Origin of the sequence: Chryseobacterium gotjawalense (assembly GCF_030012525.1) — a bacterium.
GTDB classification, from domain to species: domain Bacteria; phylum Bacteroidota; class Bacteroidia; order Flavobacteriales; family Weeksellaceae; genus Kaistella; species Kaistella gotjawalense.
In genome coordinates, this window is sequence record NZ_CP124855.1 from 2,868,022 (window position 1) to 2,881,039 (window position 13,018).

Sequence of the window (13,018 nt, forward strand, 5' to 3'; positions counted from 1 at the left end):
TTTACGTTCAATTCTTATTATGAAAATTCTCTTGTTAGAAGATGATCTTATCCTCGCAACCGAACTGGCTGCGTTTTTGGAGGGCAGTGAATTTGAGGTGAAAAAAGTGTATGATGGTGATCTCTTTTTGCAGGAAGTTCAGCAAAACACTTATGATATTTATTTACTCGACATCAATGTACCTAAAATAAGCGGCCTGGATGTTTGTGAGAAAATAAGACTGGTGGATCAACGCACCCCAATCATCATGATTTCTGCCTACGGTGATTTATCCGATAAGAAAGATGCCTTTAATCGGCTTGCTGACGATTATCTGGTAAAACCTTTTCAGTTCGAAGAGTTATTGATGAGAATTCAGTCGCTCATCAGACGGAAGAATACGCAAGAAAAGACCGTTGACGATATTTTTTCGATTGAAGATCTCACGATTAATAAAACGGACCAGAAAGTTTTCAGAGGCGAACAGGAAATCGCACTGACCGTGAAGGAATTTCAACTTTTGGTTTTTTTGGCAGAAGCGCAGGGAAGAACGGTTTCTAAACAACAGATTACTGAACATGTCTGGGAGCAGAATTTTAATACCAATACCAATACGGTGGAAGTTTACATTAATTTTTTGAGAAAGAAGATTGATAAGGATTTTGCCGTAAAATTAATTCATACCCGCTCAGGATACGGTTATTATCTCAATGCATTATAATGAGGTCTCTGAAACGTAAAATTGCTTTAAATCTGAGTATTGCGTTTTCATTACTTTTTGGTATTGTAATGACTATTATCTATATCTCCTTTAATTCTTTTAGAAGAGAGGAATTTAAAGACCGGTTTGTAAAGAGACTTGATTTTACAACGAATTTCATTTCCCAATCTGAGGGTTTTAATGAGAAAGGTCCAATCATTTTCAGTGAAAATGCAGATAATATCCTGTTCAATGAAAATATTATTATTTTTGACTCCCACAAAAATTTGCTGTACAGTACGGTTAAAGATCAAAATATAAGCTGGGAGAATCAGTTGCTCGACCGGTTGGATCGTGAAAAGACCATTTATACTGAAAATACAAAACCTGAGACCTACGCTGCTTTACGAAGCATACATGGTGAAAATTATTATATCATTACCAGCGCAATCGACACCTCGGGTCAGTCTAAACTGGCTTATCTCAAATATCTGTTGATTTTTTCTTACCTGCTGAGTATTGCGCTTATTTGGTTTTTCTGTTATTATATTATAGGTAAGTTTTTGCAGCCTTTAGAAAAACTGAAGAAAGAGATCTCAGAAGTTACGGCGCATAAACTGACCACTCAGATTCCGGTGAAAGCTTCCAATGACGAAATCGGTGTTTTAGCAGAGTCATTTAATACGATGATTGTCCGGTTAAATGATGTTTTTCAGTCTCAGAAAGATTTTACAGCCAGTGCTTCTCACGAAATCCGAACTCCTTTAACGAGAATGGCTTTTCAGTTAGAAAATTTAAAAAAGGCAGAACAACATTCCCCAAAAACATTAGCGGTACTGTCGCAGATTTCAACAGAGATTTTCCAGCTGTCGGATCTTACGAATTCGCTTTTGGTGCTCACCAAATTTGATAAAGAAAATATAAAGACTATTTATGAAGAGGTAAGAATTGATGAAGTTATTTTTGATGCTTACCAAAAAGTGGAAAAAAACTTCCCGAAACTGAAAATGGATTTTCAAATTTCTGAACAGAGCGTAGAAAGTGCCCAACTGTCGGTGCGGGGAGTGAAGTCTTTATTGGAGATTGTATTCATTAACCTGTTCAAAAATGCCGCGATTTATACCGATAACGATTTTGTCAATGTAACTATTGAAGAGTCTCTGGATACTTTAATAGTAAACGTTCTTAGTTTTGGAAGCACCATTTCCGCGGAAGAACAAAAGCGTTTATTCGACCCATTTATGAGAGGAAGTAATTCTCAGAAGACTTCCGGGTCTGGTCTGGGACTGAAAATTGTAAAACGGATTCTGGAATATCATAAAGCAACAATTGCTTATCAGAGCGCGTCAACCAACCAAAATATCTTTACGATTAACTTTCCTTTGTAGCTTTTTAAGTTTTTTTTAAGCTAAACTTAAGTTCCTTTTAAGGTTATCTCTTCATTTTTGCCCTTCTTAAAAAGGACTGATATGAATAGAATACTCGTGATCGCTCTGCTGATTTCTACCTGCGCTTTTTCACAGAAAAAAATTACACTGCAGGAAGCGGAGCAATCTTTTGTTAAAAACAATTTGCAGCTCATCGCGCAACAATACAATATTTCTGCCGCAGACGCAGATATTGTACAGGCGAAAATTTGGGAACTTCCACAAGCATCTTTTGAAGCCAACGTTTTTAATCCGGAAAAAAACACCTTTCTTAATCTTGGACCCAGCAAAAGTTTGGCGGTACAACAGCTTTTCCTGTTGGGTGGGAAAAGAAAAAATGAGGTTGAGTTTGCAAAATCCAATAAAGAGCTGAGCCAGCTTCAGTTTAATCAATTATTATTTGAACTTAAGTCCCAACTGCGGGAAACTTTTTATTCCATTTATTTTGATCAGAGAAAATTAGAGAATATTGACAGTCAGTTGAGTTTTTTAACCGATTTGGTCAAAGCATACAAAGTACAAACTGCGAAAGGAAACATCGCGCTTAAAGATGAAGTGAGGTTGCAGGCAATGGTTTTGGACCTCAATAATGAGAAATTTCAAATAAGAAATGCTGTTTTTTCTCAACTTCAGAATTTTCATACTTTGACGGGAATCAACGACGATTTTATTCCCGAAATGAGCGATGACGTAGTTCAGGCATTGATTAAAAATCAGCCTCTCATTTCTTTAGATGAATTAAAGAAAATCGCCTTAGAGCACAATGCTGATTATTTATACAGTTTAAAATCCATTGAAAACAGCAAGTCGTATTACAAATGGCAAAAATCCCTGAACACTCCCGATGTTACCGGTGGTTTACAATGGAATCAAAACAATGGTATTTTCAAAAACGAAATTAATTTCACCGTTGCAATCCCAATTCCCTTGTGGAAGCAGAATCAGGGAAATGTTCAGAAAGCGCAGATCTTAATGGAGCAAAGTCAGAAAAATACCGACTACCAAAAACAAGAGCTCGAAAATAAAATAACGGCGGCTTATCAAAACTGGCAAAATAATTATAACCAGTATTTTGGTATCGAGCTGGCCGACCTCAATAATTTGAATGCGGTTTATAAAGGAATGCAGGATAATTTCAGAAAAGGAAATATCACTTTGATGGACTTTACTGATTTTAGCAACAGTTATAAAGAAACCGTTTTACAAATCGACGAAATAAAAAAGCAGGTCGTGATTTCGGCTGAACAATTAAATCAACTTATACAAACTCCCATTTTCAATTAACCATGAAGAAAAATTTAATCATTTTACTTGCCCTTTTTACCTTGATAAACTGTAAAAAAGAGGACGATAAAAAAGATGTTGAAGCTGCAAAAGGTTTTGTTATTAGTAATCTGATGATGAAATCCACCACAGTTGTGGAAGTTAAGAGCGATTACATTAAAGATGAAATAAGCTTTTTCGGAAAAATCGCAGCCGATAAAAATCAATACATCGATATTTTTCCTCTGGTCGGCGGGAATGTGATTTCCATCCATGCGGAGCTGGGTGATTATGTGAAAAAAGGGCAGGTGCTGGCGACCATCAGAAGTACTGAAGTTGCAGGTTATCAAAAAGATTTGAGTTACGCGAAAACAGATTTAGTGGTTGCTCAGAAAAACCTTCGGGTGGCGCAGGATATGTACAACGGGAAATTGAGTACCGAAAGAGAAGTTCTGGAAGCCAAAAGCCAGGTTCAAAAAGCGGAAGATGAGCTGCGCAGATCACAGTCGGTGAATCAGGTTTACAATATGAGCAAAGGAAATGTGTATTCGGTGGTTTCGCCGATCAGCGGGTATATTGTTCAGAAAAACATTAATAAAGACATGCAGCTGAGAAGCGACCGTTCAGATAATATTTTCGATGTTGCCAACACGAAGAATGTTTGGGCGATTCTGAATATTAATCAAAGTGATATACATAAAATTTCTTTGGGGATGAAAGCGGAGGTTTCTACTTTGGCGGCCCCTGATAAAGTTTTCTACGGGAAAATCGATAAAATCTTTAAAATTATTGATCCCGAAACCAATTCCATGCAGGCAAGAGTGGTTTTGGATAACGCAAACGGTGAGCTGATTCCTGAAAGCAAAGCCACCATCAAAGTTTTTAAGACAGAAGATACCACCGCGCTTTCTGTTCCGTCGAACGCCTTGATATTCGATGATAACCGATATTACGTCATTCTTTTTAAAAGCCAGAGTAATGTAAAAGTGCAGGAAGTAAAAGTAGCCAAACAAACTGGGAATGTTTCTTACATTTCTGATGGACTTAAAGAAGGCGACAAAGTGGTAACCAATAATCAACTGTTGTTTTACAGATCGTTGAACGAATAATTTAAGCTCTGTTTTAATTAAATGAAATCCACAAAAATTGGTTTTTAGCAAATAAAAAATTCATGAATAAATTTATAAAAAATATCATCGCTTTTTCACTCAAGAATAAAGCCTTTACTTTTATTTGGGTGGCGCTCCTGGCGATCTGCGGTTACATCAGTTTTAAAAATATGCCGATTGAAGCATTTCCGGATGTTACCAATACGCAGATGGTCATCATCACCCAGTGGAATGGCAGAAGTGCAGAAGAAGTAGAACGTTTCGTGACCACTCCGGTAGAATTGTCGATGAGTTCCGTTCAGAAAAAATCCAGTATCAGAAGTACGACCATGTTTGGACTTTCCATTATTAAAATTATTTTTGATGATGGAGTAGATGATGCTTTTGCCAGAATTCAGGTGAATAATCAACTGCGAACTGTGAAGTTTCCTGAAGGCGCAGAGCCGGAAGTTCAGCCACCGTACGGACCAACCGGAGAAATATACCGCTATATTCTGCAAAGTCCGAAGAAAGATTCGCGCGAATTGTTGACGTTGCAAACCTGGGTTGTAGACCGTGCTTTGCGGGGAATTCCGGGTGTTGCGGATGTAAATGTTTTTGGCGGTCAGGAAAAAATATTTGAATTAAGCATCGATCCCAGAAAGTTGGAGCAATATAATCTGACGACTTCCCAGGTTTACAATGCCATTAATCAGGGAAATTTAAATGTCGGCGGAGATGTCATCGAAAAGAACGGGCAGTCTTATGTCGTCCGGGGAATCGGTTTACTGAAATCCATTGCCGATATCGAAAATGTGACCATTCAAAATGACCATGGCAATCCTATTTTAATTAAAAGTGTCGCAACGGTACATGAAAGTTCATTGCCAAGAGTCGGTCAGGCGGGATTCAATGATCAGAATGATGTGGTTGCGGGCATCATTGTCATGCGAAAAGGGGAGAATCCTGTCGAGGTTTTGCATTTGGTTAAAGAGAAAATTGAAGAACTCAATACCAAGATTTTACCCAAAGACACGAAAATCATCACCGTTTACAACCGGGAGAATTTAATGGATTTCACCACCAAAACCATTATGCATAACCTGATCGAAGGAATTGTTTTCGTTACAGTAATCGTATTTCTCTTCATGGCAGATTGGCGGACGACTTTTATTGTGTCGATTATTATTCCGCTGTCCTTGTTGTTTGCTTTTCTATGTTTAAAGATCGCGGGAATGAGTGCGAATCTGCTGTCGCTAGGCGCCGTAGATTTCGGAATCATCATTGATGGAGCCGTCGTCATGGTCGAGGGGATTTTTGTAATGCTGGATCATAAAGCCAAAAAATACGGCATGGAACGGTTTAATAAAATGGCGAAAGGAGGTTGGATCAAAACCACCGGAATCGGTTTAGGCAAAGCGATTTTCTTTTCCAAATTAATTATCATTACCTCTCTTATTCCCATATTCGCTTTTCAAAAAGTAGAAGGGAAAATGTTCTCGCCTTTGGCTTTTACGTTGGGATTTGCATTGCTGGGCGCACTGCTGTTGACGCTTACCCTGGTGCCTGTTCTTTCTCATTTGTTGTTGAATAAAAATGTGCGCGAAAAGAAAAATATTTTTGTCTCGTTTTGGGAACGGATTGTCGGAAAAGGTCTTGCTTTTACTTTTAGAAATAAAAAATTGAGTTTATTGGTTTCTGTGGCATTTCTGGCAGTAACACTTTTTTCTGCACGGTTTTTAGGAACCGAATTTTTGCCACCTTTAAATGAAGGCGCCCTTTGGGTAACTGCTGAAATGCCTATGAGTATCAGTTTAAAAGAGTCTTTGAAAAAAACAGAGCAACTTAAAAAAACATTGAGAAGTTTTCCTGAGGTAACCGATGTATTGTCGCAAACCGGCCGTAGTAATGATGGTACCGATCCTAATGGTTTTGGTTTTGCACAGTTTTCGGTAAGCCTTAAACCAAAAGAAAAATGGACCAGAAAAATTACAATGGACGGGCTTATTGAAGAAATGGACGTGAAATTAAAACAATATCAAGGAATCACTTATAATTACTCGCAACCGATTTCCGATAACGTGGCAGAAGCTGTTGCCGGTTTCAAGGCCGAAAACGGAGTGAAGATTTATGGTGACAATTTGAATACTTTGGACAAATATGCCAAACAGGTCTATGATATTTTAAAAGAGGTAGATGGAGTAAAAGAGCCGGGAATCATTAAAAATATTGGTCAGCCAGAACTGAGTGTTATGTTGGACCGAAATAAAATGGCACAATACGGCGTGTCGCTAGCCGATGCACAATCTGTTTTGGAAACGGCATTTGGTGGGAAAACTGCTTCCGAACTTTTTGATGGTGAACGGAAGTTCGATATCAGAATCAGGTATGCCGAAGAATACAGAAAAGATGAAAATGATCTTGCGTTACTGATGGTTCCCACTCAGGAAGGATCCCTGATTCCACTGAAAGAGATCGCAGAGATTCATCAGGACGATGGTGCGGCATTTATTTATCGCGATAATATTCAAAGATATATTGGAGTGAAGTTTTCGATCCGGGATCGGGATTTGGGAAGCACTATTGCTGATGCACAGAAAAAAGTAAATCAAATTGAGCTTCCGCAAGGGTATTCAATCGGTTGGACCGGGCAGTTTGAAAATCAGGAAAGGGCGACCAAACGTTTAGCGGAAGTAGTGCCGATTAGTCTGGTGATGATTTTCTTCCTTTTGTTTATTTTATTTGGAAATTTAAAGGATTCTCTGTTGGTTTTGGCGAATGTACCTTTTGCATTAATCGGCGGAATCATCGCCTTGCACATGACGGGTATGAACTTTGGAATTTCCGCTGGAGTAGGATTTATCGCTCTTTTTGGGATCTGTATTCAGAACGGAGTGATTCTTCTTTCAGAATTTCACCAGAATATTAAAGCGGGAATGGATGTCGCTGCCGGAATTTTAGAAGGCGTAAAAGTAAGAACCAGACCGGTGGTTATGACAGCGATGATGGCGTCTGTGGGGCTTTTGCCTGCTGCACTTTCCACTGGAATCGGGTCAGAATCCCAAAAACCACTGGCGGTTGTGATCATTGGCGGATTGGTTACGGCGACCGTTTTGACTTTATTAATTTTCCCAATTATCTTCTGGATTTTTAATAAAACTAAAAAATCAGATCAATTTTATGAGAATTAAAAATTTAACATAAATTTAATTCTTTAGTTTATGAAGGATATTTTTCGAACAAATCAGGGCTGATAAAGGGGGATTAAGAGTGTTAAACAGTTATCAATTATTATTAAAATTGATCTAAAACGAAAAATGTTCTTATAAAATTATTTATAGATTTTCTCACATAAATATTTTTCCGTAAATTTGCACTCCGGTATTTCGCTTATATAAGATGGTGTAAATCAATATTTTTGAATGTTCAACTTTTTTTTCTTAAAAAAGGTTTTCAATATTCAAAAAATGACTATATTTGCGCACCGAAAAAATGAATAATTAATTAAATAAATATTTAAATCATGGCAAAGGAAACGTTTAATCGTAACAAACCACACTTGAACATTGGTACCATCGGTCACGTAGACCATGGTAAAACTACACTTACTGCAGCAATCAGTAAAGTATTATCTGACAAAGGATTCGGAACAGCTAGAGATTTCTCTACAATTGATTCTGCACCAGAAGAAAAAGAAAGAGGTATTACAATTAATACTTCACACATTGAATATGAAACTGCAAACAGACATTACGCTCACGTAGACTGTCCAGGTCACGCCGATTATGTGAAAAACATGGTTACTGGTGCTGCACAAATGGATGGAGCTATTTTAGTAGTAGCTGCTACAGACGGACCAATGCCTCAAACAAGAGAGCACATCCTTCTATGTCGTCAGGTAAATGTACCTAATGTACTTGTTTTTATGAACAAAGTAGATATGGTAGATGACGCTGAATTATTAGAATTAGTAGAAATGGAAGTAAGAGACCTTCTTTCTTCTTATGACTATGATGGTGATAATGCTCCGGTAATTCAAGGATCTGCATTAGGTGGACTGAATGGTGATGCTAAATGGGTAGCAAAAATCGAAGAATTAATGGATGCTGTTGATTCTTGGATCGAACTTCCAGTTAGAGATGTTGACAAAACTTTCTTGATGCCAATTGAAGACGTTTTCTCTATTACAGGTAGAGGTACTGTTGCAACTGGTAGAATTGAAGCTGGTGTAATTAACACTGGAGATCCAGTAGATATCGTAGGTATGGGTGATGAGAAGTTAACTTCTACTATTACCGGTGTTGAGATGTTTAGAAAAATCTTGGACAGAGGTGAAGCTGGTGATAACGTAGGTCTATTGTTGAGAGGTATTGAAAAAACCGACATCAAAAGAGGTATGGTAATCGCTAAGAAAGATTCAGTGAAACCACACAAACACTTCAAAGCTGAGGTTTATATCCTTTCTAAAGAAGAAGGTGGTCGTCACACTCCATTCCACAACAAATACCGTCCACAGTTCTATGTAAGAACTACAGACGTAACAGGTGAGATTTTCTTACCAGAAGGTGTAGAAATGGTAATGCCAGGTGATAACGTAACTATTACTGTAGAATTGTTACAGCCAATCGCTCTTAACGTAGGTCTTAGATTTGCGATCAGAGAAGGTGGTAGAACAGTTGGTGCTGGTCAGGTAACTGAAATCACTGATTAATTTCTGAAAATATAATAAAGGTTCCGTAGGGAAACTTACGGAACCTTTTTTAATCTACGGGCATCGTCCAATGGTAGGATACCGGTCTCCAAAACCGTTGATCAGGGTTCGAGTCCTTGTGCCCGTGCAAATAAAAGATAATGAGTTTAGTAGATTTTATTAAAGGTTCTTATACCGAATTCAAAGACAGAGTAGAGTGGCCAAAGTGGCCGGAGCTGCAATCATCTACCATAGTAGTAACTATTGGTACCGTGTTAATGGCTATTTTTACTTTTGGTGTAGATTCATTGTTCAGTAAATCTATTGCGAATATGATATCGCTCTTTATCAATCTGTTCAATTAAAATTATTTTCCCAAAATGAGTGACTTGAAGTGGTATGTTCTGAAATCCATCAGTGGACAGGAAAATAAGGTGAAAGCCTATATTGAGAACGAAATGAAGCATTATGGCCTTGAGGATTTTGTAACTCAAGTAGTCATTCCTATGGAAAAAGTAATCCAAATTAGAAATGGTAAAAAGGTACCGAAAGAAAAACCTTATTACCCAGGATACTTAATGGTAGAAGCTAATCTTGTAGGAGAAGTTCCTCACATTATCAAAAATATCCCAGGAGTAATTTCTTTTTTGAGTTCAACCAAAGGGGGTGATCCTGTACCGATGCGTAAATCAGAGGTAAACAGAATGCTCGGTAGAATGGATGAACTTTCTGAGTTCGCAGTTGAAACTGCTATTCCTTTCGTAGTAGGTGAAAACGTAAAAGTAATCGACGGACCTTTCAATGGTTTCAACGGTACGGTAGAAAAACTACACGAAGACAAAAAGAAAATAGAAGTTTCAGTAATGATTTTCGGAAGAAAAACTCCAATGGAACTAAGTTTTATGCAAGTGGAAAAAGTATAATAAACTTATACATAAATTATAGAAAGAACCAATTTGATTGGTTCTTTTTTTATTTAATTCAAATTATCATTAAAAATCAATGTTTTACACTTGTGTAATTAAAAATTATTCTTAATTTTGCAATCCGAAATGTAGAGTTGTGATTTTATATTACTTCTTTGCAGATTTATAAATGCTTCCACATTCATAAATTATTTAATTTTATAAAAAATCAAAATGGCTAAAAAAGTCTTTAAAATGGTGAAGCTCCAAGTGAAAGGAGGAGCAGCTAATCCATCTCCACCAGTAGGTCCAGCCTTGGGTTCTGCCGGGGTGAACATTATGGAGTTTTGTAAGCAATTCAACGGAAGAACTCAAGACAAACCAGGACAAGTTTTACCTGTAGTAATTACAGTATTCGAAGACAAATCATTTGAATTCGTTATTAAAACTCCACCAGTTGCAATCCAACTTTTAGAAGCTAGTAAGCAGAAAAAAGGTTCAGGAGAGCCGAACAGACTGAAAATTGGTGCTGTTTCTTGGGATCAAGTTGGTAAAATTGCTGCAGATAAAATGGTAGATCTTAACTGCTTTACTATTGATGGTGCCCTTACTATGGTTGCCGGAACTGCAAGATCTATGGGATTGAGAGTAACAGGAACTAAACCAACTAACGCTTAAAACTTATAGAAATGGCAAAATTGACAAAAAAGCAAAAAGAAGCTTTAAGCAAAATAGAAAAAAATAAAATTTACTCCCTTGATGAAGCATCTGCTTTGGTGAAAGAAGTAAACTTTGCAAAATTTGACGCATCTGTAGATATCGCAGTTCGTTTGGGAGTTGATCCTAGAAAAGCGAACCAAATGGTAAGAGGAGTAGTTTCTCTTCCACACGGTACTGGTAAAGATGTGAAAGTATTGGCTTTGGTAACACCTGATAAAGAAGCAGAAGCAAGAGAAGCTGGTGCTGATTATGTAGGTCTTGATGAGTATTTACAGAAAATAAAAGACGGTTGGACTGATGTTGACGTTATCGTTACGATGCCAGCTGTTATGGGTAAATTAGGTCCTTTGGGTAGAATTTTAGGCCCAAGAGGTTTAATGCCAAATCCAAAATCAGGAACTGTAACCATGGAAATCGGTAAAGCTGTATCTGAAGTAAAATCAGGTAAAATTGATTTTAAAGTTGATAAATACGGTATTATCCATGCAGGAATTGGTAAAGTATCTTTCGATGCTGCTCAAATCAGAGAAAATGCTTCTGAATTAATTCAGACTTTACTTAAATTGAAACCAACTGCGTCAAAAGGTGTTTATGTGAAAAGCATTTACTTGTCTTCTACCATGAGTCCGGGTATTGCAATTGATACTAAATCTGTAAACTAAAATCTGTAAGACAATGACAAAAGAAGATAAAGTATTAGTAATACAAGAATTAAAAGAAGTGTTACAAGACGCGAAAGTTGTTTATGTAGCAAGTCTAGAAGGAATGAATGCTGCTGCGACTTCAGATTTTAGAAGACAGGCGTTCAAACAAAATATCACTGTAAAAGTTGTAAAAAACACTTTACTACAAAAAGCATTGGAGCAAATCGAAGGAGTAGATTACTCTGAAATGTTCCCTACTTTCAAAGGAAATTCAGCGTTGATGATTTCTGAAACAGCAAATGCTCCGGCAAAGTTGATTCAGGGATTCAGAAAAAAAGCAGAAGTTCCAGCTTTGAAATCTGCTTATTTACAAGAAACATTCTATGTTGGTGACGAAAACTTGGCTACACTTGTAAGCATCAAGTCTAGAGAAGAAATGATCGGTGAAATCATCACATTACTTCAATCTCCACTTAGAAATGTACTTTCTGCACTTCAAAATAAAGATGAAGCAAACGGAAACGCTGAAGAAGCTGCTCCAGTTGCAGAAGAAACCCCAGCCGAAGAAGCTGCTCCAGAAGCAAGCACTGAAGCAACCGATGCACCTGGTGCAGAGTAATTAGACTCAAAAAAAAATCAAATAAATCGTTCAACAATTAAAACATTATTAAAATGTCAGATTTAAAAAACTTAGCGGAAACGCTTGTAAACTTAACCGTTAAAGACGTAAATGAATTAGCTACTATCCTTAAAGATGAGTACGGAATCGAACCAGCTGCTGTAGCTGTAGCTGCTGTTGCAGGTGCAGGTGAAGCTGTTGAAGAAAAAACAGAATTCGATGTAATCCTTAAAGCTGCAGGTGCTTCTAAATTAGCAGTAGTAAAATTAGTTAAAGATTTAACTGGTGCAGGTCTTAAAGAAGCTAAAGATATGGTAGATTCAGCTCCGACTGCAATCAAAGAAGGTATCTCTAAAGACGAAGCTGAAGCTTTGAAAAAACAATTAGAAGAAGCTGGTGCTGAAGTAGAATTGAAATAATTCTTCCTCAACCTTATAATAAAGCCGTTTCCTTTTGGAACCGGCTTTTTTTGTTGTGTTCTTAAAGCGGATGATGGTAAGTAATGCTTTGATCGGTAGATTCTTTGCTTGTTTTGTCTTTTTTAAAGGTTTTTTTGGATATTGCTACAGAAAAGTAAAGGATCGTTCCATTGGAGGTGGTACATTAATTCTGAGAAGGCACCGAAAAGACCTTTTTTGAAAGTATGTTAATAAGGCCTCTGCCAAAAGGCTTGCTGTTTTTAACGGCTCAAAATGGACTTTCTGGAAACCCTAAAAAACGAGCAGTCAATTGCTTAAGTCACTCCGTGGAGTGGCTTTTTTATTTGTTGATTCCAGATATTATATGTAACTTTGCACTCAATTTTGGCGCATATAATTGTTTACTTGACTTTAAAATATTGAATATCAACTCTTTCATCGATTGAAAGGGATTTCGTGTTTATAGCTATGTCAAACAAAAGTTACCGCCAAAATTACAGTGAAAATATTTTGCACTACGTCGTGAAAAGATATACCGATGTTGCAGTTAGGTTTAGATAAAAG

General features: G+C 37.2%; 12 protein-coding genes and 1 tRNA gene. All 13 read left to right on the plus strand.

Annotated features, from left to right (window positions below; genetic code table 11):
• The first annotated feature begins 19 nt into the window (after window positions 1-19).
• The gene (locus QGN23_RS13140) at window positions 20-700 is read left to right on the plus strand and encodes a response regulator transcription factor (RefSeq protein WP_282904701.1); all 681 of its coding nucleotides are present in this window, start codon (window positions 20-22) and stop codon (window positions 698-700) included.
• Entirely contained in the window at window positions 700-2,067 is a 1,368-nt protein-coding gene (locus QGN23_RS13145) for a sensor histidine kinase (protein WP_282904702.1), read from the plus strand. Before QGN23_RS13140 ends, QGN23_RS13145 begins: the two co-directional genes overlap by 1 nt.
• Window positions 2,068-2,148: 81 nt before the next feature.
• Entirely contained in the window at window positions 2,149-3,390 is a 1,242-nt protein-coding gene (locus tag QGN23_RS13150; RefSeq protein ID WP_282904703.1) for a TolC family protein, read from the plus strand.
• Window positions 3,391-3,392: 2 nt separating this feature from the next.
• The gene (locus tag QGN23_RS13155) at window positions 3,393-4,478 is read left to right on the plus strand and encodes an efflux RND transporter periplasmic adaptor subunit (protein ID WP_282904704.1); all 1,086 of its coding nucleotides are present in this window, start codon (window positions 3,393-3,395) and stop codon (window positions 4,476-4,478) included.
• Between the two features lie 62 nt (window positions 4,479-4,540).
• Window positions 4,541-7,648, plus strand: coding sequence for an efflux RND transporter permease subunit (locus QGN23_RS13160; RefSeq protein WP_282904705.1), 3,108 nt, complete (start codon window positions 4,541-4,543; stop codon window positions 7,646-7,648).
• Between the two features lie 332 nt (window positions 7,649-7,980).
• Window positions 7,981-9,168 carry an elongation factor Tu gene (gene tuf / locus QGN23_RS13165; protein WP_282904706.1) on the plus strand — a complete coding sequence of 396 codons (1,188 nt, stop codon included), beginning with the start codon at window positions 7,981-7,983 and terminating at the stop codon, window positions 9,166-9,168.
• Between the two features lie 56 nt (window positions 9,169-9,224).
• Window positions 9,225-9,295, plus strand: a tRNA-Trp gene (locus tag QGN23_RS13170).
• Between the two features lie 13 nt (window positions 9,296-9,308).
• Window positions 9,309-9,512 (plus strand): preprotein translocase subunit SecE, encoded by a 204-nt coding sequence (secE, locus tag QGN23_RS13175; RefSeq protein WP_282904707.1) that lies wholly within the window; start codon window positions 9,309-9,311, stop codon window positions 9,510-9,512.
• A 15-nt stretch (window positions 9,513-9,527) separates the two neighbouring features.
• Window positions 9,528-10,070: a transcription termination/antitermination protein NusG gene (nusG, locus tag QGN23_RS13180; RefSeq protein ID WP_133439735.1), complete on the plus strand. Its 543-nt coding sequence runs from the start codon at window positions 9,528-9,530 to the stop codon at window positions 10,068-10,070.
• 216 nt (window positions 10,071-10,286) lie between these two features.
• Complete coding sequence (rplK, locus tag QGN23_RS13185; RefSeq protein WP_133439736.1) at window positions 10,287-10,730, plus strand: 50S ribosomal protein L11; 444 nt, start codon at window positions 10,287-10,289, stop codon at window positions 10,728-10,730.
• Between the two features lie 11 nt (window positions 10,731-10,741).
• Window positions 10,742-11,434: a 50S ribosomal protein L1 gene (gene rplA / locus QGN23_RS13190; RefSeq protein WP_282904708.1), complete on the plus strand. Its 693-nt coding sequence runs from the start codon at window positions 10,742-10,744 to the stop codon at window positions 11,432-11,434.
• Between the two features lie 13 nt (window positions 11,435-11,447).
• Window positions 11,448-12,035: a 50S ribosomal protein L10 gene (gene rplJ, locus QGN23_RS13195; protein ID WP_282904709.1), complete on the plus strand. Its 588-nt coding sequence runs from the start codon at window positions 11,448-11,450 to the stop codon at window positions 12,033-12,035.
• Between the two features lie 53 nt (window positions 12,036-12,088).
• Window positions 12,089-12,454 carry a 50S ribosomal protein L7/L12 gene (gene rplL, locus QGN23_RS13200; RefSeq protein ID WP_133439739.1) on the plus strand — a complete coding sequence of 122 codons (366 nt, stop codon included), beginning with the start codon at window positions 12,089-12,091 and terminating at the stop codon, window positions 12,452-12,454.
• Window positions 12,455-13,018 lie beyond the last annotated feature (564 nt).

What these genes read in the sequence shown, in the direction of transcription:
- QGN23_RS13140 (WP_282904701.1), top strand. Translation starts at nt 20, where the DNA reads ATGAAAATTCTCTTGTTAGAAGATGATCTTATCCTCGCAACCGAACTG.
- QGN23_RS13145 (WP_282904702.1), top strand. Translation starts at nt 700, where the DNA reads ATGAGGTCTCTGAAACGTAAAATTGCTTTAAATCTGAGTATTGCGTTT.
- QGN23_RS13150 (WP_282904703.1), top strand. Translation starts at nt 2,149, where the DNA reads ATGAATAGAATACTCGTGATCGCTCTGCTGATTTCTACCTGCGCTTTT.
- QGN23_RS13155 (WP_282904704.1), top strand. Translation starts at nt 3,393, where the DNA reads ATGAAGAAAAATTTAATCATTTTACTTGCCCTTTTTACCTTGATAAAC.
- QGN23_RS13160 (WP_282904705.1), top strand. Translation starts at nt 4,541, where the DNA reads ATGAATAAATTTATAAAAAATATCATCGCTTTTTCACTCAAGAATAAA.
- tuf (WP_282904706.1), top strand. Translation starts at nt 7,981, where the DNA reads ATGGCAAAGGAAACGTTTAATCGTAACAAACCACACTTGAACATTGGT.
- secE (WP_282904707.1), top strand. Translation starts at nt 9,309, where the DNA reads ATGAGTTTAGTAGATTTTATTAAAGGTTCTTATACCGAATTCAAAGAC.
- nusG (WP_133439735.1), top strand. Translation starts at nt 9,528, where the DNA reads ATGAGTGACTTGAAGTGGTATGTTCTGAAATCCATCAGTGGACAGGAA.
- rplK (WP_133439736.1), top strand. Translation starts at nt 10,287, where the DNA reads ATGGCTAAAAAAGTCTTTAAAATGGTGAAGCTCCAAGTGAAAGGAGGA.
- rplA (WP_282904708.1), top strand. Translation starts at nt 10,742, where the DNA reads ATGGCAAAATTGACAAAAAAGCAAAAAGAAGCTTTAAGCAAAATAGAA.
- rplJ (WP_282904709.1), top strand. Translation starts at nt 11,448, where the DNA reads ATGACAAAAGAAGATAAAGTATTAGTAATACAAGAATTAAAAGAAGTG.
- rplL (WP_133439739.1), top strand. Translation starts at nt 12,089, where the DNA reads ATGTCAGATTTAAAAAACTTAGCGGAAACGCTTGTAAACTTAACCGTT.